General features: G+C 54.7%; 16 protein-coding genes. 9 read left to right on the top strand and 7 right to left on the bottom strand.

Features of this window, described 5'->3' with window-relative positions; all coding sequences use genetic code 11:
- Positions 1-1,019 precede the first annotated feature (1,019 nt).
- Positions 1,020-2,426, top strand: a complete 1,407-nt coding sequence (gene sigC, locus VPK24_RS04195) for an RNA polymerase sigma factor SigC (protein ID WP_393010865.1) — start codon at positions 1,020-1,022, stop codon at positions 2,424-2,426.
- A 621-nt stretch (positions 2,427-3,047) separates the two neighbouring features.
- Here sigC and VPK24_RS04190 read toward each other — a convergent pair.
- Together VPK24_RS04190 and sppA are read right to left on the bottom strand one after the other, a co-directional pair.
- Complete coding sequence (locus VPK24_RS04190; RefSeq protein ID WP_393010864.1) at positions 3,048-4,859, bottom strand: DUF3352 domain-containing protein; 1,812 nt, start codon at positions 4,857-4,859, stop codon at positions 3,048-3,050.
- Between the two features lie 322 nt (positions 4,860-5,181).
- Positions 5,182-7,023, bottom strand: coding sequence for a signal peptide peptidase SppA (sppA, locus tag VPK24_RS04185; RefSeq protein ID WP_393010863.1), 1,842 nt, complete (start codon positions 7,021-7,023; stop codon positions 5,182-5,184).
- 211 nt (positions 7,024-7,234) lie between these two features.
- Here sppA and VPK24_RS04180 point away from each other — a divergent pair, with 211 nt between their 5' ends.
- Entirely contained in the window at positions 7,235-11,650 is a 4,416-nt protein-coding gene (locus VPK24_RS04180) for a PAS domain S-box protein (protein WP_393010862.1), read from the top strand.
- A 98-nt stretch (positions 11,651-11,748) separates the two neighbouring features.
- Here VPK24_RS04180 and panB read toward each other — a convergent pair whose 3' ends face one another.
- The 3 genes from panB to VPK24_RS04165 form a co-directional block, all read right to left on the bottom strand.
- Positions 11,749-12,570: a 3-methyl-2-oxobutanoate hydroxymethyltransferase gene (panB, locus tag VPK24_RS04175; protein ID WP_393010861.1), complete on the bottom strand. Its 822-nt coding sequence runs from the start codon at positions 12,568-12,570 to the stop codon at positions 11,749-11,751.
- A gap of 351 nt (positions 12,571-12,921) precedes the next feature.
- Positions 12,922-13,896: a hypothetical protein gene (locus VPK24_RS04170; protein ID WP_393010860.1), complete on the bottom strand. Its 975-nt coding sequence runs from the start codon at positions 13,894-13,896 to the stop codon at positions 12,922-12,924.
- A complete protein-coding gene (locus VPK24_RS04165) occupies positions 13,897-14,985 on the bottom strand; it encodes a D-alanine--D-alanine ligase family protein (RefSeq protein ID WP_393010868.1) in 1,089 nt (362 codons plus the stop codon).
- 1,020 nt (positions 14,986-16,005) lie between these two features.
- Between VPK24_RS04165 and VPK24_RS04160 the strand changes: the two genes are divergently transcribed.
- Both VPK24_RS04160 and rnc read left to right on the top strand, forming a co-directional pair.
- Entirely contained in the window at positions 16,006-17,865 is a 1,860-nt protein-coding gene (locus VPK24_RS04160; RefSeq protein WP_393010859.1) for a sensor histidine kinase, read from the top strand.
- A 692-nt stretch (positions 17,866-18,557) separates the two neighbouring features.
- Entirely contained in the window at positions 18,558-19,391 is an 834-nt protein-coding gene (gene rnc / locus VPK24_RS04155; RefSeq protein ID WP_393010858.1) for a ribonuclease III, read from the top strand.
- Between the two features lie 103 nt (positions 19,392-19,494).
- Here the strand turns inward: rnc and miaB are convergent, their stop codons facing one another.
- Entirely contained in the window at positions 19,495-20,850 is a 1,356-nt protein-coding gene (gene miaB, locus VPK24_RS04150; RefSeq protein ID WP_393010857.1) for a tRNA (N6-isopentenyl adenosine(37)-C2)-methylthiotransferase MiaB, read from the bottom strand.
- A 207-nt stretch (positions 20,851-21,057) separates the two neighbouring features.
- Between miaB and VPK24_RS04145 the strand changes: the two genes are divergently transcribed.
- Positions 21,058-21,390 carry a type II toxin-antitoxin system HigB family toxin gene (locus VPK24_RS04145; RefSeq protein ID WP_393010856.1) on the top strand — a complete coding sequence of 111 codons (333 nt, stop codon included), beginning with the start codon at positions 21,058-21,060 and terminating at the stop codon, positions 21,388-21,390.
- Positions 21,391-21,478: 88 nt separating this feature from the next.
- Complete coding sequence (locus VPK24_RS04140) at positions 21,479-21,877, top strand: helix-turn-helix domain-containing protein (protein WP_393010855.1); 399 nt, start codon at positions 21,479-21,481, stop codon at positions 21,875-21,877.
- Positions 21,878-21,989: 112 nt separating this feature from the next.
- Here the strand turns inward: VPK24_RS04140 and VPK24_RS04135 are convergent, their stop codons facing one another.
- Positions 21,990-22,673 (bottom strand): restriction endonuclease subunit R, encoded by a 684-nt coding sequence (locus VPK24_RS04135; RefSeq protein WP_393010854.1) that lies wholly within the window; start codon positions 22,671-22,673, stop codon positions 21,990-21,992.
- Between the two features lie 215 nt (positions 22,674-22,888).
- Between VPK24_RS04135 and ahcY the strand changes: the two genes are divergently transcribed.
- The 3 genes from ahcY (at position 22,889) to ruvX (ending at position 25,499) form a co-directional block, all read left to right on the top strand.
- A complete protein-coding gene (gene ahcY / locus VPK24_RS04130; protein ID WP_099534684.1) occupies positions 22,889-24,178 on the top strand; it encodes an adenosylhomocysteinase in 1,290 nt (429 codons plus the stop codon).
- A 135-nt stretch (positions 24,179-24,313) separates the two neighbouring features.
- Positions 24,314-24,937 (top strand): DedA family protein, encoded by a 624-nt coding sequence (locus VPK24_RS04125; RefSeq protein WP_099534685.1) that lies wholly within the window; start codon positions 24,314-24,316, stop codon positions 24,935-24,937.
- 139 nt (positions 24,938-25,076) lie between these two features.
- Positions 25,077-25,499 (top strand): Holliday junction resolvase RuvX, encoded by a 423-nt coding sequence (gene ruvX / locus VPK24_RS04120; protein ID WP_393010853.1) that lies wholly within the window; start codon positions 25,077-25,079, stop codon positions 25,497-25,499.
- Positions 25,500-25,534 lie beyond the last annotated feature (35 nt).

The raw sequence follows: 25,534 nt of genomic DNA, 5'->3' as shown, positions 1-25,534 counted from the left end.
CGCAGTCCAGTCAGTGGCTTTGTGCATTTGCTCAGTGGGCTGATTGCTTACTGCCATCAGCCCAAGAAGCCCACTCTTGACCTAGCGACACTAGGCATTGAACTCCCTGCTTAACCCGAATTCACGTTAAGTTATTGCCGAGTTACGGAATCATCAGCTCGGGTTGAGCAGGTTGCAGGGTGGGCAATGTCCACCCGTCATCGATCGCCCAACGAGTCTGATCACCCCTGGAGAGAGGTGACTCATGGGGGCATCTGGAGCGAGATGCTCCCATGATTTTTGGGTAGGGAGTTCTTTGCAGCCTGATAAAAAGTAGTTAAAAATCAATACAAAAATCCATAACCCTGATAGTGTCAGTCAAAGTAAGTTCATATAAGTTAATGCAGTCTTGTGAAATTGAGAATCATCATCAATCGATAATCAAGGAGCAATTTATCAATCATCCATTGATTCATCACTGACAATTGGATGAAATCAGAGTCTTAACCCCTATGGCTCGATCGAATTTCAGGGTTATGGACATTGGTCTTTAATTGATAGTTGATCAGCATTAATTCCTAAAATCGCTGGTATTGCAATTTACAAAATTTATCTTTTTTTGTAAAAGTTCAGACAAAATCCAAAGAAGTCTTAAGACATTCTTGGGAGACAGTCATCCCGGGAACAATTCACGATAACTACATCTTAGGGGTGAATTTGTGGACGGAGGTTCCTACCAGCGATCGAGATCACACAGGATGGCGATCGATTATTGACCGTAATGGCGATCCGGCTAACTAGCGCTCCGTGACGAAGATTGTTCGAGAACGCCGCTTCGGTCACTGAGCATTCAGAGGAGCCTCACTACGATAGTTAGCATCAGGGCAGCTTCCCATCGATCCCTATTCCGGCCGCGCGCACTGGCGATCCAGGCTTAAAAACGAACCCATGCGGCGATAGATCGATAGCTATGCAGCAACTGGCGCATTGAGGGTGTTGGACTCGCTTGATTCATGCGCATCTTCGGAGCGGTAGAGACTATGACTGCTATGCCTATCAACTTTTTCGATTCAGATCAATTCTTTAGTAAATCGCCGATCGATTTGTCGCCTGAGTTGTCCAGTGGCCTGCTGGATGAGCAAGAAGACCACTCCGAAGAATCCCTTGATTCCGGAGACCAGGATTTTGATGAAACGACTCTGGAAAATGAACTGAGTGGCTCAGGATTTGAGGTTGAAGATTTGGGCGTAGATGATTTGAGTGCTGAGGATTTGGGCACAGATGACCTCGGGGCCGATCGCCTTGAGGAAGATGATGAAGATGTGAAGGCGGCCTTGGCCCAGGATGGCCGGCGCGATCGTCGCAGAACCACCGATCTCGTGCGGCTGTATCTCCAAGAGATTGGGCGTGTGCGTCTGTTGGGTCGGGACGAGGAAGTGACCGAAGCCCAAAAGGTGCAGCGATATATGCAACTGTTGCGTCTGCGGGAAACGGCCGCCTGCCCCGAGGAACCGCAACTGGAACGGTTGGTGAACTTGGTGGCTGTGCGCGATCGCCTTTGCGCCACCCTGGGCCATCGCCCCTCGATCGAGCGTTGGGCCCGCGAAGCCGGTGTGACCGTGCCGGAACTGAAGACCGATTTAAACAAGGGCAAAAATCGCTGGGCCGCCGTTGCCCAACTGACCCTGGCGGAGTTGGAAGAAATCCAAACCCAAGGTACGCGGGCCAAGGAGCGGATGATCAAGGCCAACCTGCGCCTGGTGGTGTCCGTGGCCAAGAAGTATCAAAACCGTGGTTTGGAACTGCTGGATTTGATTCAAGAAGGAACTCTGGGCCTGGAGCGGGCCGTTGAAAAGTTTGATCCCACCAAGGGTTATCGCTTCAGCACCTATGCCTATTGGTGGATTCGCCAAGGCATTACTCGGGCGATCGCCACCCAAAGCCGCACCATTCGGCTACCGGTGCATATCACCGAGAAGCTGAACAAAATCAAGAAGGCCCAACGGAAAATTTCCCAAGCCAAGGGCCGCACGGCCACCCTTGATGATGTGGCGGCTGAGTTGGATATGACTCCCGCCCAGGTGCGCGAGGTGTTGATGCGCGTGCCCCGGGCCGTGTCGCTGGAAACGAAGGTAGGCAAGGATAAGGACACCGAGTTGGGGGATTTGCTGGAGGCGGATAGTGCTTCGCCGGAAGAGAACTTGATGCGGGAGTCGTTGCAACGGGATTTGCAACAACTGTTGGCACAACTGACCAGCCGTGAGCGGGATGTAATTCAAATGCGGTTTGGCTTGGGTCACAGCAGCCCCTATTCCTTGGCGGAAATTGGGCGGGCGCTGGACTTGTCACGGGAGCGGGTGCGGCAAATTGAGGCGAAGGCCTTGCAAAAACTGCGCCAACCGCGCCATCGCAACCAGGTACGGGATTATCTAGAAGCGTTGTCCTAGGGCAATTTGCGGGTTGAGTGAGCGCGGGTTGATTGAATCAATAGACCTCTTGCATCAATCACGATTTTGATCCTAAATCCCTTTCCAAGATTACTGATTGACTGACAAAACGCTCAAATGCTTGGTTCTCCGGTAGTTCTCCGGTAGGTTGGGTTGAGCTTTGCGAAACCCAACTTGATCACTACGAACCTTGCTGTTGTTGGGTTTCGTGCCTCAACCCAACCTACTAGCGCGACAGGCTTAAAAGGCTGGGTCAAAGTTGCGGAGCCAGTCGTGGTAACAAGGGGCTTGAGCATCTTGCTGATTAACGATCAGGTGACGGTAACAGCCATATCATTTAACCCAGCGAATTAAGGCAGCCACGCCACTACAAAATGATCGTTGATCGGCCGATCTGGAGGAAAGGGGTTTTCGTGAACGAGGTGTAATGAGTAATTGACTCAATGAAAAGAGGAGGGGCGATCGATTAGTTCGATCGCCCCTCCATGGTTTTATTGTGTTGATTTTTCGGTGTTGATTTTCTCGCGTTGATTTTTGCTTCTTGGCTGATTGGCCGTTGCTCGGGGACTGGGTTTCGAGACAAGACCAATGCGAGATTGGGCTGCGACCTGCCCGATCGGGTTACCAGCTCGTCCAGTGGGCAAACAAAGAGAAGCGGCGAAGATTTTCAGGGCCGCCTTCGCTGGTGAAACTCAGGCGATCGAGGCGATCGAACAGGGGCCGCAGGGGCACTTCCACCAACCGGAACAGGGGGATCAAGCGGCGCACCACTGGGCGGGCAGCGGGCCAACTCAGGGTAACGTTGCCATCGTTGGGGACAGGTAGGGTGGTGACAACGGATTGCCAGAGGTGATCACCCAGGAGGGAGGCCGTTTCATCGCGCCCCGCTTGCACTGCTGCGGCCAAGGCGGGAACGGAGGTGGCCAAAATTTCGTAGTCTCCCACCGTGGCCCGGGCCCCTTGCACTTGGGTGCTAACTTGACCCGCATTGCGCCAACCCATTAGGCCGGCGCTGGATGGTGCGATCAGTTGCGTCCAAACGGTGGCTAGTTGGTCGCTGTCCAAGTTCAGGGTTCCGAGGGTCAGGCCCTGTTGTTTGGCCAGGGCATCAATCCGATCGAGCGCGGCGGTGGTTTTGGGGTTGCGGTGGGCCACAAAGACCCAATCGCCGGGAAATTCACCCAAGGCCCGTTCCGCTGCCCGATCGCCCACTTCCACAGGAATTAAGCCCAGGGCAAAATCTTCGGTGTTCCAAGCCAAAAGATCGTTTTGCAAATTTAGCCCCGAAGTGGTTTCCACCTGACTCAGTAGCGGGGCGATCGCCTGGGCGATGGGGCCGTCGCCCAAAATTTGCTGCCACTGTTCGGTGAGTTGTTGCAGGTTTGTGCCGCTGAGGGCAATGGTGGCGGTGCTGGGTAAATAGCGGGTGGCGGTGGCGGGTTCCGTGAGGGGAGATTCGGCCGCCACCAGGGCCAGACCATCGGCCGCCACCCAAGCGGCCTCGGTGACCAAGCCCGATCGCTCGGCCTTCAGGGACAGGGTGGCGCTGTGGGCCGGCAGCGCAGCCAACCACTCGGCGGGTAACAGTGCTTTTGATCGGCGGCGGGTGGCGGTGGCGGGTTCTAGGAGTTCGCCCAAGGCCGTGGGGTTCACGTAGGCGATCGCCAGTCGATCGGGTGGGAGCGCTGCCAATTCCCGTTGATAGTCTGGTTCCCGCAACAGGCTCAGGTCAGCCGCTTGGATGTTGTTGATAGCATCCCGCAGGACTTTGGGATCATTGGCGGCCAGCACGAAGCGATCGGCCACCAGGGCTGTGGCCAAGTCCGTTTGGGTCGAAACTCGGCCACCCTGGGCCAGGCGTTTGGCCCAACCGCGCGGAATCAGATCCAACGCTTCCCCATGGACGATTTTTACGCCCTTGTATTGCTCAAAAATCAGGTTAATGCCGTTCAGGGCTTGTTTTTGCCAGAACAGTTGCAAGAATTCCCGGGCCCGATCGGGATCGTTGGCGGCCGCCGCCAGCAAATAGCCCGGCTCCCGGCCATTGTTGGGATCGCGATCGATGTCCACGGTGGTCACCGCCAGGGTCACTTCATCCCCCAGCCAGGGCTGCACATCGCGATCGTAGGTTAGGCCGCTACGGGTGAGCCAGGCATCGCGGGCCTGTTGCCATTCGTGACGAGCCGCCCTCCGCCGACCCAAGGGCGCGATCGCTTGGCGCAGGGCCTCCACGCGATCGGGATTCACCAACAACGAAACCATGGCCGGAGCCTGTTTGGGGATCATCACAGCGGCTTCGGGCTGAGCATTAGCCACACCGTCCAACAAGCCCAGGGGGCTGTGGGTGGCAATCCAAACAGCTCCGGCGGCCCCGGCCGCCACCAGCGAAATTGCGATCGCCGCCAAAATTGAAAAAAACGCGCGCCCCTTCATGCTTCTCGCTCGCCCTTTTTGGTGTTCGCTTGTGGCGGCCTCCCGCTTGGGGCGGGCTGCCTAGCCCGGCTCCATTATTCCATCTCGATCGCGGGCTGCCTGTGCAGATGCCTGTCTCGGTTGCAGTTAGCAACAAAATGTTGAAGTTGAGCCGTTGGGTGGCAAGGTTGCTGGGGCTGCTTCCCGATGATTTTCCCGGTTAATGATTTTCTTGGTTAGTTATTTTCCCGGTTAGTTATTTTCCCGGTTAGTTATTTTCCCGGTTAATGATTTGCCTGATTAATGATTTTCCCGGTGATCTGGCCGGTTAACGGTGGCTTGCCTAGCGAATTTCCAGCCGATCGGGCCACCAAACGTAGGTCGATCGGGGATCGTCATTCAAGAGCCACAATTGCGACGGTAACTGAGCCAGCGATCGCGCAATCAAGGGGGACTGGCTCCAGCCCAACCGACTCCAAAGGGCTTGGCTCTTGTCCTCTAACCAACTGAGGCCAAAGGGTTCCCGGCGTGGATATTCCGCCAATACCCAGTCTTTCCCCAGCTTGGCGGCCTTGGCGGCGGCGGCGATCGCCTGATCTAACCCCCCCAACTGATCGACCAAGCCCAAGTCCGCTGCGGCTTTGCCCGACCAAATTCGCCCCTGGGCCAACTCTTCCACCTTGGCCCGATCGATCGATCGCGATTGGGCCACATGATCCAAAAATCGATCGTAAGTCCAGTCCACCGACGATTGCAGCAGGGCCAGCTCGGCAGGCGTTTTGCTGCGGGTCACGGAGCCAATGTTGGCAAAGGGAGCTGTGGTGACCGAATCCCAATTCACCCCATTGTTCTCGCCCAGTTTTTGGATATTGGGCAGCAGGCCAAAAACCCCGATCGACCCGGCAATGGTGGTGGGTTCCGCCCAAATCTCCGTGGCCGGCGCAGCAATCCAATAGCCTCCAGAGGCGGCCACATCTCCCATGGAGACAATCACCGGCTTGTCTTTAGCCGCCAAGGACACCTCCCGAGCAATGATGTCAGCGGCGGTGGCGCTGCCGCCGGGACTGTCAATTCGCAAAACGATCGCCTTAACATCCTCGTTTTTGCGCAACTTCCGCAGTTCCGTGGCGATCACGGTGCCATTCATCGCATCCCGCTCGCCGTCTGTGGTTTGGGTCACCATCGTACCCGTGGCATAGAGCAAGGCAATTTCTTGGCCCGTTGCGTTTTTGCGCCGATCGCCCAATTTGCTTTGGGCCGCTTCCACGGTTCCCACTTGACGCGCATAGTCAGCCACCGCAACCCGTTGGAAGGTGGGCTTGTTGTCTTCCCGATCAGCCAGCTTCAGCACCCGTTCAATCACTTGGTCGTCATAGGCCAGGCGATCGACCAAACCCAGCTTCACCGCCTGATCGGAGCGCAACAATCCTCCCTGATCGGCGATCGCTTGCAACTGGGCGATCGACTGTTTGCGACTTTGGCCCGTCGCCGTCAGCACCGTTTGCCACAAATCCTGAAGCAGGGCTGCCGTTTGGGCCCGGTTTTCAGGGCTGAAATCTCGACGGGCAAAGGGTTCCACCGCCGACTTGAACTTGCCGGCCCGCACAAACTGCACCCCAATGCCGTATTTTTCAAGGGCCCCGCTCCAAAAGGTACTTTCGGCGGCCAACCCGTTGAACTCCAGCCCTCCCGCCGGATGCAACCGCGTTTCATTGGCGGCAGATGTTAGGTAATAGGTACGCTCGTCCCAATCCGTGCCATAGGCAATGACAGGCTTCTTTTTCCGAAACTCCAGAATGGCTTCCCGCACTTCCCGGAGGGTGGCATAGCCCGCGATCGGACCCGTTCCGGCACTGTCGTAAAGGTAAAGACCGGTAATTTGGCGGTCCTTGGCTGCCTGGGCCAAGGTGTCTAGCAACACTCTGAGGGGAATGGTTCGAGGGCGATCGCTGAGCCAGCGATCGATCGAGTCCTCTGCCTGGCCCGGCTCATCCCGAATCGCCAGCGACAGATCCAACGCCAACATCGATCGCCCCTTGAGGGCCACCGGCTCCGAGGAACTGGACAGGGCCGCCAAAAAAGTAATCAAACCAATGAGTCCCAGGAGGCTGCCACCTGCGAAGATCGTGAGGCCCACCAATGTTCCCAGAATGCTCGCGATTGTTTGTTGTAAAAAACTTTTCATGACGGCTGGCGGTGCAGGGACTAGAGCAGCAGGAACCAAAGCAGCAAGGTTGCGGATCACTGGCAATCCCTGCGAGCTTTTCTATGCTAGACCCAATCCTAGCGATCGCTGCTGGGGCTTGCGCGACAGAGGTTGACGTTGGCCGCTCATGCCGTCCTTTGCCTGCCCGTTTTTGTTCGCCTTTTTCGCCTGCCTTCCGAGATTTCCACCCATGACCAACCCCGACGCTCCGCAATCTAGCGATCCGCAACCCGCCGGTGGCGATGGGGGCTGCGTGACGGCGACTTCGCAACCGTTGGAACCTCCCGCAACCCCTGAGGCAGCTTTACAACAGCTTGTGGCCGGGTTGCCCCTGCCGATCGCCCTGGTGGATGGCCAAGGGAGCTATTGGGCCGCCAGTCCGGCCTGGTTAACGGCGCTATCGCTGCCGGAAGCCACCCCTGGCCAATCGGTCATGACCCTTTGTCCAGAACTGGCTGCCCTTTGGCAACCGGCCATTGCCCGAGCCAGCCAGGGTCAGGCCGTGCGTTCAGAACAACCCCACTGGCTGGAACGGTCACCCCATCCGGGCCTTTGGTTGGAATGGGAGGTGGCTCCCTGGGGTAATGGCGGCCTTGGTCCGAATGATGCCGGGCACAACCTGGTTTGCATTTCCCTGCGGGTGGTGAGCGATCGAGTGGTGATGGAGCAAGCCTGGAAACAGCTCTTTATCCAATCGGGCAGTTGTCTTTGCACCATTAACGGTCAAGGGGAATTTCAGTTTCTCAATGAAACCTGGGATCAAGTTTTGGGCTGGCGGGAAGAGGCGATCGGGCGGCCTTTCATCGATTACGTTCACCCGGATGATCGCACCCGCACCCAGGCAGAAATTCACTTTTCACCCCAAGGAACCCCCACCCGCGTTCTGGAAAATCGCTACCGACGCAAAGACGGTACCTATCGTTGGTTTCGCTGGAATTTCTTCTGGGATCGGGCCCAGGATCTGATCTACGCCGTTGCCCAAGACATTACCGAGCGGCGCGTGCTGCGCTTGGCCCAAGAACAGGCCGACACCGCCTTGCGGGACAACAACGAGCGTTTCCGCACCATGGTGGCCAACGTCCCCGGCGTGATCTATCGCTGTTTGGGCGATCGGGAACGGACGTTGTTGTTTGCCAGCGAAGCGATCGAACATCTCACCGGTCACCGAGCCGAAACCTTCGTTCAATATCGCAATCGCACCCTGCAAGACCTCACTCACCCCGAAGACCGCGATCGGGTGTGGACGGAAATCCAAGCCGCGATCGCCCAGCAGCAACCCTACCGCGTCGAGTACCGGCTCGGCCACGTCAGCGGCGAACTGCGTTGGGTGGTGGAACAGGGACAACCCAGCTTCAACCACAACCGACAACTGATGTGGCTAGATGGGGTGATTTTTGACGTAACTGATCGCAAAGCCACCGAACAGGCCCTTCAGTCCTCGAAAAAGCGCTGGTCATCCCTGGTGCAACGCATCCCCGTTGCCATCATTGAGTGGCTCTCCGATGGGCGAATCATCACCTGGAACCGTGCTGCCACCGAACTCTTCGGCTACACCGCCGAAGACATGATCAATCAACCGTTCGATCGAATCCTGCCCGAAAACGAACAGCCCAAAGTCTATGCCCTGATTGCCGATCTGATGACCGGTCGTGGTGGCAGTCGGTTCCGCAACTACAACCGCACCCGCGACGGTCGCATCATCCTTTGCGAGTGGCAAAACGCCCCCCTTCGCAACGAACAAGGAGACATGATTGGCTGTCTGTCCATTGCCACCGACATCACTGCCCGCATCCTGGCCGAAGATCGCCTGCGCCAAAGTGAAGAACGCTATCGCTGCCTTGTGGAAGCCATGGGCCAAACCCTCTGGCGTACCAATGCCGATGGAGAAGTCACCGAACCCATGCCCCACTGGGCCCACTTCACCGGCCAATCCTTCGCGGACTATTGCGGCCGAGGATGGCTGATGGCTGTTCACCCCGACGATCTCGGCTATACCCAGGATGCTTGGCAAACGGCCCGACAACAACGCCAGCCCTACAAAATTGAGCATCGGTTGCGCCGCGCCGATGGTGAATATCGCCATATGGTGGTGCGGGGTGTGCCCGTCCTGGAAGCCGATGGAACCATCCGCGAGTGGGTGGGGGTGGACACGGACATCACTGAACGCAAACAGGCCGAAATTCGCCTGATGGAACAGGAGCGTACCCTGCGCACCGTGCTGGACACGGCCCCACTGCTGATTTGGCTCACGGATGCCCAAGGACGAGTGCGCTTGGCAAATCGCCCCCTCTGTCAAACCTTTGGCATCGAAGAATCCACCCTGCTGGCGGCCAATCACTATCAAGACGTGCTGGGAGAAGAGTCCTGCCGCGTTTGTCTGCTGTCCGATCAACGCTGCCTTACTCTCGGGAAAACGATTCAGGTTGAAGAGCAGTTTCCCAATGCGGCCGGCGAATTGCGTGATTTTGATGTGGCCAAAACGCCCCTGCGAGATCACACAGGCGCAATTACCGGATTGCTGTTGGTGGCGATCGACACCACGGAGCGCAAGCAAATTGAACGGGAACAACAGCGCCTGTTAGCCATTTTGGAGGCGACCACGGACTTTGTGGGAACCACCGACATTCACGGCAACTTAACCTATGTCAACCCCGCCGGTTGCGCCATGTTGGGCTACAGCGCCGAGGAAATTTTGCGCTTGAACATTGCCCAGTTGCTGCACCCTTCAGAGCGAAACCTGATTCAAGAACAGTTTCCCCAGTTGTTGCAGGAAGGCGTGTGGCAAGGGGAAGGCTTATTTTGCGATCGAACCGGGAATCCGATTCCTGTGTCCCAAGTGGCCCTGGTGCATTATGGGCGCAATGGACAGGTGGAATATCTGTCCAACGTGGCCCGCAACATTGCAGCCCTGAAGCAGGTGGAACAGGCCTTGCGGGATTCCCAGCACTGTTTGCAACGACAGGTGGGACGGGAGCGGCTGATTAACACCCTTTCAACGGAAATTCGTAAAAGCATACATGGATCCAAGGAACAGGTGATTGGGTTTGCCTTGGAGGAAATTCGCCTGGCCTTGGGGGTCGATCTAACCACTTTTGCCTTGTATGACCAACAAGTTAATGAGCAAGTTCATCAACAAATTGATCAATTTGACCAATTGGATCAGCTAAATCAGCCACTTGAGGATCAGCCACCTGATGAGCCAATTAATCTAACAATTGACCAGAAAACTGATCAGAAGGCTGACCAGAAAACTGGCCAACAGACCGCAGAAACGATATTGGTGACCAATTCAGCCACTGACTCAGCCACTGACTCAGCCACTGAAGTATTGGCAGGTAGGGCTTGGAGCATTGTGGCGGAAGCGAGAGATCCGGCCATTCCCTCAGTGATTGGTACTTACCATGAGTCTCAGTTTGGCTCGTTGCTGCTAGGGCTAACTCGCATGGAAGTGGTGCAGATTGATGATGTGAAGCAACTGCCTTTGCAAGAGCGGCTAGCCCTATCCCGTATGAAGGTGCGATCGCTCCTGATGGTGCCGGTGCGAATTCATGGCTCCCGAATGGCAGTAATTTCTTGCTTGCAGATGTCCCATGAGCATCGATGGCAGCCGGATGAGGTGGCGTTGGTGCAGGCGGTGGTGAATCAGGTGGCGATCGCTAAAAATCAAGCGGATTTGTTTGAGCGAACCGAAATGGCCGCTGCCGAAGCTCGTGCCAAGGCGATCGCCCTAGAGCAAGCATTGCGAGAATTGCGCCTGACCCAAACCAAATTGGTGCAACAGGAAAAAATGTCGAGTTTGGGGCAGTTGGTGGCCGGGGTGGCCCATGAGATTAATAATCCCGTGAACTTTATTTATGGCAACTTAGCTCATACGGAAGATTACAGCAGAGATCTATTGCGATTAGTGGCGTTATATCGCGAGTTTTATCCTGATTTAGAACAGCCGATCGCTGACCTAATTGAGGAAATTGATCTGGACTTTTTGATGATTGATTTGCCCAAAATGCTTGACTCGATGAAATTGGGGGCAGAGCGGATCAAGGAAATTGTGCAATCGCTGCGGATTTTTTCCCGCATGGATGAGGCGGAAATGAAGGTGGTGAATATCCATGAGGGATTGGATAGCACCCTGACGATTTTGAATGGACGGATGAAACCGAAAAATAATCGGTTGGGTATTGAGGTGATTCGAAACTATGGAACGCTGCCAGAAATTGAGTGCTATGCGGGGCAACTCAATCAAGTATTTATGAATATTTTGGTCAATGCGATTGACACCTTAGAGGAACGAGATCAGCAGCGATCAATCGCGGAAATGCAAGCGAACCCGAGCCGAATTCGGATTATGACGGAACGCCGGGGAGAACAAGCGGTGATTCGGATTCAAGATAACGGTTTGGGGATTCCGCTGGAGGTGCAGCAGCGGCTGTTTGACCCGTTTTATACCACCAAGCCCGTGGGCAAGGGCACGGGGCTGGGACTGTCGATTAGCTACCAAATTGTGACCGAAAAACACGGGGGGACGCTGATTTGCGATTCGACCCCTGGGGCAGGCAGCACGTTTGAAATTACGATTCCGCTTTGGCAGCCTAATGCGCCCTCTTGAGGGGCTGGTAGCCAAAACGCTGGGCACTGGGCCTGATGTGGTGATGTGGGCCCCAAGGTGATGTGGGCCCCAATGAGAAGCCAAGGAGGAGACGCGAATCAGGAGCCGATCGACTGGTGAGTCTGGGCAGCGGCTGATAGGGGAGGTGGTGGAAATTGTCCCGATCGCACCTCTTGGCAGTAGGTTTCCGCCGCCGCAATCACCGCTGCTCCCAAATCCGCGTAGGTTTTGGCAAAGGGCGGGGTTTGGTCGCTCAAACCCAACAGGTCGGCGGTCACCAGCACTTGGCCATCGCAAGCATTGCCCGCCCCGATGCCGATAGTGGGGATGGTGAGCTGTCGGGTAATACGCTCGGCTAGGGTGGCGGGCACATGCTCCAAAACAATGGCAAACGCACCGGCCGCTTCTAGGGCGAGGGCTTCGGCCAGGATGCGATCGCCCTCAGCGGGGCTGCGGCCCTGTTGCCGATAACCCAGTTGATTCACCGATTGGGGGGTGAGGCCCACATGACCCATGACGGGAATGCCCGATCGCACCAACCGAGCCACAGTGGCGGCCATTTCGGGATAGCCCCCTTCGAGCTTCACGGCCTGCGCCTCGGTTTCCTTCAGAATCCGACCGGCGGAGGCGATGGCTTCTGCCTCACTGGCTTGGTAGGTCAAAAAGGGTAGATCCACCACCACCAAAGCGCTCTCCACCCCACGAGCAACGGCCGCCGCGTGGTGAATCATTTGGTCGAGGGTCAGGGGCAGGGTGGTTTTGTGGCCCAGGGCCACCATCGCCAGGGAGTCGCCCACCAGCAGCAGATCAACCCCCGCGCGATCGAGCAGGCGGGCCCACAGCCAATCCCAGGCCGTGAGAGCCGCGATCGGGCGACCCTGTTGTTTCCATTGTTGTAGCTGTTGAATGCGCAAGGCCAAGTTCAGTTCTCCTGTTGCCCGATCGCAACGGTTTGGTTCGCAACCCTGGATATTGCCTGATTCTTTGTGTAGACCGAAATTTTGTGTAGACCGAAATTCAACCACAAAACTAAACTCCAAAGGCCATCAAGCTGATGGATGGGGAAGTCTAGACTTTGCCGGTTGATCGCCCGACTCGCTCTCTAGCGCTTAATTTGCATGAGCGCCCTAGGGCCTGTTGTCATTTTCTAGGATCAGGCGGAAACAATTGATTTTCCATGTCCCAGTCGTCGTAACAAGGGGCTTAAGCCCCTTGCCCCCCACGATCTGCTAACGGTGGAATCAGGGTTTCAAGTAATTTGACGACAGACCCTAGGGCCGGCGACCCATTTGTTGCAAGCGCACCCAAGCGCCCAGGCTACAGAGCACCACCACCCCGGCGAATAGTCCCAATGGTGGGCCCGATCGCTGCGGTCGTACCATGGGCTGCAATTCTCCGAAGCCATTGGCCGGAGCGTTGGCGGTGGTGGAATTTTGCTGAAAACGGCGCTCACTATCGGTGGGCAGGAGAGACGGCGCGGGGCTGGGGCTGGCGGTGTTCCCAGCAGTGTTCCCAGCAGTGTTCCCGATCGCCCCTGAAACCTCTGGGTTTTGCCCCACTTGCAACGGAATCACTTCCGCTGGGCGATCCATCTTCAGCAAGCGGACGATCGCCACGCCGCCCACCAGCCAAAACAAGGCCCAAAACACAAATAGCCCAATCAAGACCCGTCCCCGCAACAGGCGCTCTAGAGCTGTTACCACCGTTGGCATTTGGGCCAGCCAGGTGGGTGACGGCCGACGACGACGCGATCGTCCGATCGGGGCGAGGGCCGTTGAGGCGGCCCCGGTTCCGTCACTCGATCGCCCGGGCCGACGATGGCGCGATCGCCCACGATTCCCGAGGGAGGAATGGGGGCGTGCTGAATCCTGGTCGGCAGATTGAGGTTGATCAGTGCGATCTAGTCCAGCGCGATCTAGTCCAGCGCGATCTACGGGTAGCGATCGAGGGCGATTTGCACCAACGATCGAGCCGCTGCGATCAGGATCGCCGGGCTGGGGCAGCGCCTCTTCTCTGGGTGCTGGTTCAGGCTTTGGGGCGGGTTTTGGCAGCGGTTGGGGCGATCGCGGCAACGGAGCCGATAGCGGCGGAGGCGGCCCATAACGCGGCAACGGAGCGGGCGCGGCCGGCGGCATCGGGCGCGGCGGCAAAGCAGGCAACTGGGGCGATCCTCGCTTCAGGGCCGCATCAAAAGGATTCGATTCCCCATCCGGTAAAGAAGATGATCGCGATGCTCCAGCCGTCATTTACTGCGCCCCTTGTGCCACGGTATGACGTTCAATTGCTAGCGTTACCAATCGGTGTACTAATTCCGGAAAGGGAATTCCGGTCGCTTCCCACAATTGGGGATACATGCTGGTGGCGGTGAAACCCGGCAGCGTGTTGATCTCGTTCAAAAAGATTTCGCCTGTGGCTTCCACATAGAAAAAATCAACCCGCGCTAACCCAGCACAATCAAGGGCTAAGAAAGCCTCTTTGGCCATGGTTTGCAGGCGATCGACCACCGGGGCGGGCAAGGCTGCCGGAATCACCAAATCCGCCGCCCCGTCGGAATATTTGGTGTCGTAGTCATAAAACTCGCTCTCGAAGGTGATCTCCCCAATCACCGAGGCGATCGGCTGATCATTGCCCAGCACGGCGCATTCCACCTCCCGTGGTTTGCCCCCCGCCGCCGCTTCCACAATGATTCGTCGATCGAAACTGGCTGCACTGTCCAGGGCCGCTTCCAACTCAGCACGCGATCGGGCCTTGGCAATGCCCACGGAGGATCCGAGATTCGCCGGTTTCACAAAGCAGGGATAGCCCAAATCCGCCTCAAGCTGATCGCAAAGCTTCGGAAACACGCAAGGATTTGACCAAACTTCCGATCGAGTCACCAATCGATAGGCCACTTGCGGCAAGCCCGCCTGGGCAAACAGCATCTTCATGGCAATCTTGTCCATGCCCGCTGCGGATCCCAGCACCCCCGACCCAACCCAGGGAACCTGCATCAGTTGCAGCAATCCTTGGACTGACCCATCTTCCCCATTGGGCCCGTGCAACGTCGGAAACCACACATCCACCGTGCTGGCCTCGGGCGGAAATTGCCAGAGTGCCGCGCGATCGACGGGCCGATCGTCACTCGGCAACGGTTGCCCCGACTCCAACACCCCTTGGGCCACCGCTGGCCCTTGCCAAAGCCCATCCTTTTGCAAATAGAACGGCAACACCTGATGGCGATCGCGATTGCTGTCTGCTTGCAGGGCCCGGGCCGCGGCCGCGGCCGATCGAATCGACACCTCATGCTCGCCCGATCGCCCACCAAACAACAGTCCAATACGCAGGGGATTGCTCATGTTGCCAATCGTTCCATTCACCCAAATCAAGACCCGTTTGCCAGCAATGGTCAACGTAGCTACCAGTTAATCACAGGTTGCTAAGAGTTGTGTCTAGGTTGTGCCTAGCCCGCCATTCCCTGGCCATCCACCCCCAAGGGCATCAGGGCCTGTTGTCAGATCGTCCAAAACCCTGATTCCAACCCTAGTGGATCAGCGAAGACAAGGGGCTTTAGCCCCTTGCTACGGCGGTTGGGGCATCGAAAATCAAGCGCTTTCACCTGATTTCAGGAAATAACGACAGGCCTTACCCCTCGATCGACATCCACGCCAAAGCTTTCCCAGCAGAACCCTCCAAAAAGCCTGCCTTTTCTGGGTCTGATGTAAATTTTCCTCTGTCTTCCCTAGATTTTTACACTTGACGAGTACAGTCAAGTACAGCAAGCTTCAATGCATTGCTAAAGCTTGGTTTTTGCTGAATCGTCGCTGGCTAATCCGCTTCAATTAATTTACCTAATTCACCCGAATTGAATCACTGAAATCGATTCGCATCGATCTAGGCTGACGAACTAGGCTGACGAACCCAACTTGATGAAACTGCTTGAGTTAAATCAAAGCAGGTATTCTAGGTGAAAATTCCTAGCTCTTTTTGGATGTTTGGCTGATGATTTTTGATTTAGATCATCAACGTTAATTTTTGAATGTTGATCTTGATCATGAGTTGTCATGAATTGATGAATTTGGATTTGAATCTGGATTGAACTTTAGATGCAAATTTCAAATCTGAACTTCAGTTTCCTAAGGAAATCCCTGTCTGAATTGCTCAGCAGAGCGATCGCCCAAATCATAGTGACCATTAATTCATAATCTTTCAATGCTCCGGGAGTGAAGCTTGATCAAGGCTGAAATTAGCCTGGAAAATTGATCCAGCTTCGTTGAGCCTCCATCCTCAATTGATCCAGCTTTTCTCAGTGAAGTTTCACGCGCCATGTTTCCCATTACGCCAGTCGTGCTTCACGCTCCTTGCAGGACTGATTTTCCATGATCGCCAAGTCTCGTGCCGTGCTTCAATCATCCCCTCCACAGGATCCTTGGTCGCGTCCTCAATCGACTACCCGGGAAAATTGGTCACGGCGTTTGGCAGACCTCACGATCGGGAAATATCAACGCTTCGTGAGTCACCTTTCGCGTGATTGGAGCATTGCGCGGAAAGTTTGTTGGGCTTCTGGAACAGCCATTTTCACAGCCATTTTGGGAACAAGTGTTGGCCTCTTGGTGGGCAACCGCTATGCCGTCCAAACTGTGGCAGAAATTCGGGCTGCTGATCTTCACCAAGAGGAATTATCTCATTTTGCAGATGATTGGATGGTTATTCTCAATTACCCATTCGAGTCTTTATATCTGTTGCGATATCCATCACAATTCCAGGAGCGCCAACGACAACACCTCGATAAATTGGCGGAACTACGCCGAGAATTAGTAGAATTTTCGGTCACCATGAAGGTTCAGGAGGATGGAATCGATACGGCTCAGTGGCAACAATTGGTGAACCGCCTCAATGAGTCCATGCGCCACTATCAGCGCTTTGCTTTTCCCGTCTTGCAGTCATTGACCCTTCGACCGGGATACACGACTCAGGAATATGAAGCAGCCCATCAAACTCTGGTGGATTTTCTGGTAAGCGATTCCTATCGATCGCTTTACTTGGAACTGAACGGCATTCACCAGGAACTTCTGGATGTTGCGGAGCAAGTGGAAGAACAGGAAAATGTTGGCACTGATCAACTACAGGAAATTCGACAGATTCAAGCGCTGATTGTGGGCGGCAGTTTGTTCGTGAGTTTGTTGTTGGGCATTTTTCTGTCGTTGATGGCCGGTAAAACCATTACAACACCCTTGCTGGAGCTGACTGAAACAGTCCAAAAAGTTACCACAGAGAACAACTTAAAACTAAGGGCATCCATTACCCAAGAGGATAAAACCACTGCCGATTTATCCATGGCGTTTAATCAATTGGTTGAGTGGGCCGATTTATATATGAGTGAGCTACACCAGGCTCAAAGTCGCCTCGTCCATTCGGAAAAAATGTCTAGTCTGGGCAAAATGGTGGCAGGTATTGCCCATGAAATTAATAATCCAGCGGGTTTTGTTTATAGCAATCTCTACCATGCCAAGAACTATGCCCAGGAGTTGCAAGCCCTAGTGGCGCTTTATCAAGAAGCCTATCCTAACCCTCCCCAACATTTGCAAGAGGCGATTCAAGAAAGCGATTTGGAATTCATTCAAGGTGATTTAGATCGCGTGTTTTCTTCGATGGAAGTGGGCACTGGTCGGATTCGCGATATTGTGAAATCCCTGCGAGTGTTTTCGCGGCTGGACGAGGCAGAATTTAAAACAATTGATTTGCATGAGTCGATCGAGAGTGCCCTCACGATTTTGGGCTATCGATTGCGGGAGCAGAATGAACGTCCGGAAATTCAAATTGTTCGTGATTATGGCCCTGTTCCCCCGATCGACTGTTTTGCAGGACAACTCAATCAAGCGTTGATGCATTTGCTGACGAATGCGATCGATGCCTTGGATGAGCGCGATCGATCACGAAGCTACCAAGAATGCCTCAATCAACCGAGTCAAATTCGGATCGCCACAGCCCTGTCCGACTCTGAGCACCTCACCATCACGATCGCGGATAATGGCCCCGGAATTCCCGAAGCCATTCAACCCAAATTATTCGATCCGTTCTTCACCACCAAGCCCGTGGGCATGGGAACGGGCTTGGGGCTAAGCATTACCTATCAAATTGTGGTGGAACATCATCGGGGACAACTGATCTGTCGATCGACCCTCAATCGAGGAACGGAAATCCTTGTGGTGTTACCGATCCATCGCGCCAATTCCTAGCACTAATCTGTCCTCCTAGAGGATGCCTGAAAAGCCAAAGTCGCTGCTCTGGATGCCCCAGCGATCGACCTAGACAAGGGGCTGAAACTCCTTGCCCCTAGTAATAATTGGCGCTTCTATTAATGCTTCTATTAATGCTTGTGTCGATGCCTGGCCCGCACTAAAAGATACTTCTCAGACATCCTCTTAGATGGAGGAGCAAGACTCCTTTGGGCGATCGCGTGCCAATTTGATATCTGTCACTCATGATCAAGGGGCTTGATGAAACCTTTAAAAAGCCCCCAATGCTTTGGCCTGCAACTATTCGAGCGCGGTAAACTACCCTTGGAGCGGGCTTGAATTTAAGAATTACCTTCCCGAGTTTTTCACGATTGATCGATAGGGTATTAACCATATAAGACAATCTCTACTCATAATCTGCCAAACCCAATAGGGGTTTAAGCTCTGCTCTAGTTCCGGTAAAGGTTTGATATGCAAGAACGCCGACAGTCGCCAAAGTTCTGAGGTTCGCAGCCCACATAGCTAGCAACTCGGCTGAGATTCAAGATCAGACGCTGCGCCGTAGTTGTGATTGCATTGGGTGGCTGGCGCTCCCAACTTTAGTTGTCCTGTTGTTGTGCCTCTTGCCTATTTAGGATCACTGGCCCATTGCCAATGCCCAAAATTTCCCAATCCAAGGACTCAACGCCGTTATGACCGCCTTTGCTCAACAGCCGTCTGGTTCCGAACGCCCTAGGGTGGTTACCTGGCCGCGACCTGCCAAATCCCTTGCTGTTCAGGAGTCGATCGCCCAAACGTCGCTGATGCCCCACTTGGTGCCGGAGTTGCCTCGGTTTAACTGCCAAAGCCTGTTGATTCAGGCTCTCACCCATCGATCGCTCGTGCGGGAAAATCCACGGCTCGGTGAGGATAACGAGCGACTGGAATTTTTGGGTGATGCAATTTTGACCTTTGTTAGTGGGGCTTATTTGTATCGCCGCTTTCCCGATTTGGGCGAGGACGAAATGACCCGGCGGCGATCGGCCCTCGTTGATGAAAAGCAACTGGCTCAGTTTGCGATCGCCCTGAATTTAGGTCAGCAACTGCGAATGAGCCGAGGGGTTGAGCAGATGGGAGGTCGCCATAATCCCAACCTACTCAGCAGTGCTTTTGAAGCCTTGGTCGGAGCTTACTATCTCGATCAACATGGGGATGTGGAGATTGTTCGCCCCTTTGTGGAAGCCTTGTTTGACGCAGTGCCGATCGAAGAACTCCAGGCGCGATCGAGCCTTGATGTAAAGAATCAACTGCAAGAATGGGCCCACAAATGTGGTCTTTCCTTGCCAAAATACAACACCCAAAAGATTGCCGGACAGGATCACAATCCCCTCTTTTCCTGCCAAGTTTCGTTGGGGTCTCGGATTTTGGGAACCGGTCAAGGCCGCTCCAAAAAAGAAGCCGAAAAATCCGCCGCCGCCGCTGCCCTGGAAACCCTCAACCAGAAGGCCGCCAGCAGCACGAATGCGCCGCGAGCGGCCTTGGCCTAACTGGCTTAACTAGCTTTGGCGAACTAATTTGGGCTGTGTTCCCAGGGAATTCGCACCTCAGGGCGATCGCCGCCCAATATGAACCCAATATGAATAGGTTGTCTTAGCAAAGAGCGGGCAACAAAGCCTCACCGGTCAAACTGAAGGCTCGTACCTCCGTAATTTTGACGGGGACAATTTTGCCGCGCAGTTCTGCAAAATCTCCCGCAAAGAAGGTCAACCGATTGCCATCGGTGCGGCCCATCACCTGGCTCGGATTCTTCGGGTTCACATCTTCCACCAACACATATTCCGTGCGGCCAAAATAGCGCTGCGATCGCTCCGCCGCCTTAACCGACACCAGATGATTTAACCGTTGCAGGCGATCGCTCTTGGTTTCCTCATCCAACTGGTTGTCCCACAGGGCCGCAGGCGTGCCCGGCCGAGGCGAATAGGCCGCCGTATTGAGCTGATCAAAGCCAATATCCTCAACCAGCTTCAGCGTGTTTTGGAACTGCTCCTCCGTTTCACCCGGGAAACCAACGATCGCATCGGCACTAATCGACGCATCGGGCATGTAGCGGCGAATCGTGTCAATAATTTGCCGGTAGCGCTCGTGGGTGTAGCCGCGCGACATGGCTTTCAGAACCTCGTTGTCGCCCGACTGGAATGGAATGTGGAAGTGCTTGCAAACCTTCGGCAGCTCGGCGCAGGTGCGAATCAGCCGCTCCGTGAAGTAGCGCGGGTGGCTGGTGGCAAACCGCAACCGCTCAATGCCTGCCACGTCATGCACTTCCCGCAGCAAGTCCGTGAAGTTGTACTTATGCCGTCCGTCGGGCAAGCTTCCGGGCAAGTCGCGCCCATAGGCATCGATGTTTTGGCCCAGCAAGGTCACTTCCTTGTAGCCCTGGCGACCCAATTCCTCCATTTCCCGGCGAATTTCCTCGGGATAGCGCGATTGCTCCACGCCGCGCACCCCTGGAACAACGCAATAGGTGCAGCGCTCGTTGCAACCGTAAATCACATTGACCCAAGCCGTAATTTGACTATCCCGGCGGGGCTTGGTGATGTCTTCCATAATATGGACGGGTTCCGTGGCCACCACCTGGCTACCGTTGAACACCTGCTCCAGCAAGTCTTCGAGGCGATTGGCGTGCTGGGGCCCCATGATCAAATCCACCTCGGGCACGCGCCGCAACAGTTGCTCGCCTTCCTGTTGAGCGACGCAGCCGGCCACCACGATCGTCAGGTCGGGGTTGGTTTGTTTGCGCTTGGCCTGCCGCCCGAGGTAGGAATAGACCTTTTGTTCGGCGTTGTCGCGAATTGTGCAGGTGTTGTAGAGAATCAGATCCGCTTCTTCGGGTTCTTCAGTCCAAGCAAAGCCCATGGTGTCGAGGATGCCGGCCATCCGCTCGGAGTCGGCCTTGTTCATCTGACAGCCGAAGGTGGTGATGTGGTAGCGGCGGGGTTGGTTGCTCATGGCTCTGGCGGGGCGATCGAGACTCTTTATTCTAAAGCAGGATGTTTCGATTCAACCGTCGTCTCTATCGTTTTTGGCTTGATGGTTCTCAAAAAGCGAACTATAATTGACTCATGATTTCGCTAACTCCGTAATCACCGAATTGCGAACCATTCCTACAGGAGGTACAAAGTGCCGAAACGTGGAAGTTCTGAGAATTAGCTCAAAATGCATGTCATCAGTCGTAAGCCAATTCGTGAATTTTGTAAAATCCACCCCAAGGCAGAATCTAGCTTGGAGCGGTGGTTCAAAATTGTTGAAAAAGCCAAATGGCAAAGCTTTGAAGACGTAAAAAAAACATTCTCTAGCGCTGACCGCGTTGGCGAATTCTTGATTTTCAATATCGGTGGCAATAATTATCGTCTCATTGCCAGATTAAAAGACTACTGCCATCTTCAAGACAATGGACTCCTAAACAATGCTGCTATCTTTATCAAAAAAATATGCACCCACGATGAATATAGCAAGTTAATTATTCCTGACGACTTAAAAGATCGGTGATATTTGAATAGGCGATGTTGACCTTCTAAGAACCTCGATTCACAAGCCAAGTATAGACGACATACCAACACAGAGCTTGAATCAACTTATGCTAGCAGTCCTTGATTCACAAACCTACTCTCAGTTACTAGCTGAAGTTCAACCTACTGTTATTAAAACTGAAGAAGAATATGATCGCATCGTTGATCGTGTGGAACAATTGCTTTTTCGCGAAAACCGATCGCCTGAAGAATCAGCTCTATTGGATTTACTGACATTGCTCGTTAGTAGCTATGACGATCAGCACTATGCGATCGCTGATTGCTCTGGGCGGAAAGTACTGTTGGAACTGATAGAACAAAACGGCCTCAAACAAGCCGATTTGGTCGGAGTGATTGGCTCCAAAGGCATTGTTTCTGAAGTAGTCAACGGCAAGCGCGACATTTCTAAGAAACAAGCGCAACGGTTAGGCGAATTCTTTGGACTGCCCTACACGATCTTTCTTTGATTGTCACTCTAGCCGCCCTAGACAAGGGGCTTAAGCCCCTTGCTCCCACGATCCCTTCAAGGCGTTTTTTATCAAAAAATTAATTGTTAATGAGTAGCGATCGGGCGTGAAATCAAATAGCTTGACTGACGATCGCCCCAAGTTTTTTCATCACTTGCAAAACCGTTGCCAAATCATCCGCGCGATCGAGAATTAATTCTGGTGATTTGTCGTACTGCCAACTGTAGAGAGGTGTGTCGGCATCATCAGGAAATGTCAGCACCTTGGCTAATTTTAAAAACACAAAACTACTGCCATTGGTCACTAAACCAAACCGTGCTTGTCGATCGGGAGACGCTGCCAACATATAGCCCAATACCTGCGGAATCCCCACCTTGACTGAAAATTCAGCCCGCTTGGATTCGATCGCCAACACCCACAAACGACCCATCAACACCAAACTATCCACCCGGCCGCGCAGCTTTTCGCCCCCAATCGGGTTAGCGTCCACGGGGCGATCGACCACAATTTCTACTGAAGTTTCCGTATCCACATAGAACGGCGGCAAAAAGAAACCGGCGAGATCCAACAGCGGAGCCACCACCACCAACTTGACCGTATTTTCGAGCACCGATCGCCGCTCCAAGTTGGCATAGCTGGCTTGAATTCGTTGCAGCCGATCTCGCTCGATCGCCCCCAAATCCGGCAACCGATCGCGCCACTCCCGAAAGAAATCAGGATCATCACTGCGCTGGAGACCCAACCGCTGTTCCAGATCCTGGAGTGTTAGTTGTTCGATCTCCACTGTGGTTGTCATCCCGTGTCTCTATTTGAGCAGCTTTCGCTTGTTTCCCGCGCCCTGAGGGCGATCCTAAACCCTGGCGACCGGTCACCAGGTTACGAAGTTGATACACTGATTGAGTTGACCTGCAAAAGGCTAGCGATCTCCCCTCAGCCGGATGTGATCCGGTCGATCGCCCCAGCTACCTGCCCCTCCCCCCTCAACGATTCAAGTAAGGAATTGCTAACCCAATGACCGTCGCGCCCGTAAGCTTGCCGCAACTGGTGAAACACGAAGTCAAAGACCTGTCCTTGGCCCCCATGGGTCGCCAACGGATTGAATGGGCGGGTCGAGAAATGCCAGTGCTGCGCCAAATCCGCGATCGCTTCGCCACCGAAAAACCCTTCGCCGGTTTGCGTCTGGTTGCTTGTTGCCACGTCACCACCGAAACCGCCCACTTGGCGATCGCCCTCAAGGCCGGTGGCGCGGATGCGGTGTTGATTGCCAGCAACCCCCTTTCGACCCAGGACGACGTGGCCGCCAGCCTCGTGGTCGATGAAGGCATCTCGGTCTTTGCCTACAAGGGCGAAGACACCGAAACCTATCTGCGCCACGTCAACATCGCCCTCGACCACAAACCGAACGTGATCATCGATGACGGTTCCGACGTGACCGCCACCTTGATCCAACAGCGCCAAGACCAAATCGCTGACCTGATTGGCACCACCGAAGAAACCACCACCGGCATCGTCCGTTTGCGGGCCATGCTGCGCGATGGCGTTTTGACCTTCCCGGCCATGAACGTCAACGATGCGCAAACCAAGCATTTCTTTGACAACCGCTACGGCACGGGCCAATCGACCCTCGACGGCATCATCCGCGCCACCAACGTCCTGTTGGCGGGCAAAACCGTGGTGGTTGCTGGCTATGGCTGGTGCGGTAAGGGCACGGCCATGCGGGCGCGCGGTTTGGGCGCAAACGTGATCGTCACCGAAGTGCTGCCCGTCCCGGCGATCGAAGCCGTGATGGATGGTTTCCGCGTGATGCCGATGGACGAAGCCGCCGCCCTGGGCGACCTGTTCATCACCGTCACCGGCAACAAGCACGTGATTCGCGGCGAGCATTTCGCCAAGATGAAGGACGGGGCGATCGTTTGTAACTCCGGTCACTTCGATTTGGAAATCGACCTGAAGGCCCTGAAGGCCCAATCGTCGGAAGTGAAGACCGTCCGCAACTTCACCGAAGAATATCGCCTGAACAACGGCAAGTCCGTGGTGGTGTTGGGCGAAGGTCGCTTGGTGAACCTGGCGGCGGCGGAAGGCCACCCCAGCGCCGTGATGGACATGAGCTTTGCCAACCAAGCCCTGGCTTGCGAATACCTGGTGAAGAACAAGGGCCAACTGGAGCCGGGTCTCTACTCGATTCCCGATGAGGTGGATCAAGAGATCGCCCGTCTGAAGCTGGCGGCCATGGGCATCGCGATCGACTCCCTGACCGCTGAACAGATCGAGTACATGAACTCCTGGACTGAAGGCACATAATCGCCACGGTCTGAACCCTCATTGCGTGAGACAAGGGGCTTAAGCCCCTTGTCTTGCCCTCAAGGGCTTGATGTTTGATTTCACGATCGCACACCCAACTCATCGATTTTGTTCACCGCGTTATTCTTGCTTTCTATGAAAGAGTGGATTGTTGAAATTATTGGTTCCCTGGGCTATTTCGGCATTGGGTTCCTGATGTTTTTGGAAAATCTATTCCCGCCGATTCCTTCCGAATTAATCATGCCCTTGGCGGGGTTTACGGCTTCGCAGCCCAATAACAACCTAGAACTGATTCCGGCGATCGCAGCGGGTGTAATCGGCACAGTTTTGGGAGCCTATCCTTGGTATTACATCGGCAAACTGGTCAACGAAGAACGCCTAGAACGTTGGGCCGACAAATACTTCAAATGGATCGGAATTTCCGGCGAGGATGTGGGGAAATCCAAAACCTGGTTCCAAAAGCATGGTGCTAAGGCTGTGTTTTTGGGTCGGATGGTTCCAGGAATTCGGACGCTGATTTCGCTTCCGGCGGGCATTGAAGAAATGCCGATCGTTCCCTTCACGATCTACACCACTCTCGGCACGATCATTTGGACAGCAGCCCTCACCACCTTGGGCTACAAACTCGGCTCGAACTATGAGCTGGTTGATGAATATCTCAGCCCGGTTTCTAAGATTGTGTTGGGAATTTTGGTGTTGGGCTTTGCGGCTTGGTTGGTGAAGAAAAACCTGGATTTACGCAACAAGGGTAACGGTTAAAAAGTGGGTAACTGACGAAGGGCGTAAGGCGTTACGCCCCCACGAGATGACTGCCAAAATAATAGTCACGTGAATCGGGGTGGGCTGGGCCTGCCCCGATTTGTTTGGGATGAATTGAGCTGGTTAGAGATCAACAACCATGGCAGAAGTGGCGGCGATCGCCCTGGATATTGGGCGCAAACGGATCGGGGTGGCGGGGTGCGATCGCCTTGGGTTACTGGCCAGCCCGATCGCCACGATCGAGCGGCAATCCTTTGAGCAGGATGTGGCGGCGTTGCGGGCGATCGCCCAGGAGCGCCAGGCCACAGTGTTGGTGGCCGGGTTGCCCTTGACGATGGATGGGGAAGACAGCGCCCAAACTCGCCACGCCCGCAAGTGGGCCAAGCGCTATGCCATGGCGATCGGGCTGCCGTTTGTGTTGGTGGATGAGCGGCTGAGTTCGGTGGAAGCCGAGGAACTGTTGCGATCGCGCGGCCTCCAACCCTCGCGGGACAAGAGCAGCATTGATCGCTATGCGGCAGCGGCGATTTTGCAGCGCTGGCTGGATGAGCAACGGATTTGAATTTAGTCAAAACCAGTCGCTATCCTGGGAAGAGA

This window comes from Limnothrix redekei LRLZ20PSL1, assembly GCF_043235035.1.
Classification (GTDB): Bacteria; Cyanobacteriota; Cyanobacteriia; order CACIAM-69d; family CACIAM-69d; genus CACIAM-69d.
The sequence above is the reverse complement of the archived record's forward strand: the minus strand, read 5'-3'. Positions and strand labels throughout refer to the sequence as shown.

Excerpts from the sequence above, each read along its gene's own strand:
- VPK24_RS04180 (WP_393010862.1), top strand. The coding sequence starts at position 7,235 with ATGACCAACCCCGACGCTCCGCAATCTAGCGATCCGCAACCCGCCGGT.
- VPK24_RS04170 (WP_393010860.1), bottom strand. The coding sequence starts at position 13,896 with ATGACGGCTGGAGCATCGCGATCATCTTCTTTACCGGATGGGGAATCG.
- ahcY (WP_099534684.1), top strand. The coding sequence starts at position 22,889 with ATGACCGTCGCGCCCGTAAGCTTGCCGCAACTGGTGAAACACGAAGTC.
- sigC (WP_393010865.1), top strand. The coding sequence starts at position 1,020 with ATGACTGCTATGCCTATCAACTTTTTCGATTCAGATCAATTCTTTAGT.
- VPK24_RS04135 (WP_393010854.1), bottom strand. The coding sequence starts at position 22,673 with ATGACAACCACAGTGGAGATCGAACAACTAACACTCCAGGATCTGGAA.
- VPK24_RS04125 (WP_099534685.1), top strand. The coding sequence starts at position 24,314 with ATGAAAGAGTGGATTGTTGAAATTATTGGTTCCCTGGGCTATTTCGGC.
- ruvX (WP_393010853.1), top strand. The coding sequence starts at position 25,077 with ATGGCAGAAGTGGCGGCGATCGCCCTGGATATTGGGCGCAAACGGATC.
- VPK24_RS04190 (WP_393010864.1), bottom strand. The coding sequence starts at position 4,859 with ATGAAGGGGCGCGCGTTTTTTTCAATTTTGGCGGCGATCGCAATTTCG.
- rnc (WP_393010858.1), top strand. The coding sequence starts at position 18,558 with ATGACCGCCTTTGCTCAACAGCCGTCTGGTTCCGAACGCCCTAGGGTG.
- sppA (WP_393010863.1), bottom strand. The coding sequence starts at position 7,023 with ATGAAAAGTTTTTTACAACAAACAATCGCGAGCATTCTGGGAACATTG.
- VPK24_RS04140 (WP_393010855.1), top strand. The coding sequence starts at position 21,479 with ATGCTAGCAGTCCTTGATTCACAAACCTACTCTCAGTTACTAGCTGAA.
- VPK24_RS04145 (WP_393010856.1), top strand. The coding sequence starts at position 21,058 with ATGCATGTCATCAGTCGTAAGCCAATTCGTGAATTTTGTAAAATCCAC.
- VPK24_RS04160 (WP_393010859.1), top strand. The coding sequence starts at position 16,006 with ATGATCGCCAAGTCTCGTGCCGTGCTTCAATCATCCCCTCCACAGGAT.
- miaB (WP_393010857.1), bottom strand. The coding sequence starts at position 20,850 with ATGAGCAACCAACCCCGCCGCTACCACATCACCACCTTCGGCTGTCAG.
- VPK24_RS04165 (WP_393010868.1), bottom strand. The coding sequence starts at position 14,985 with ATGAGCAATCCCCTGCGTATTGGACTGTTGTTTGGTGGGCGATCGGGC.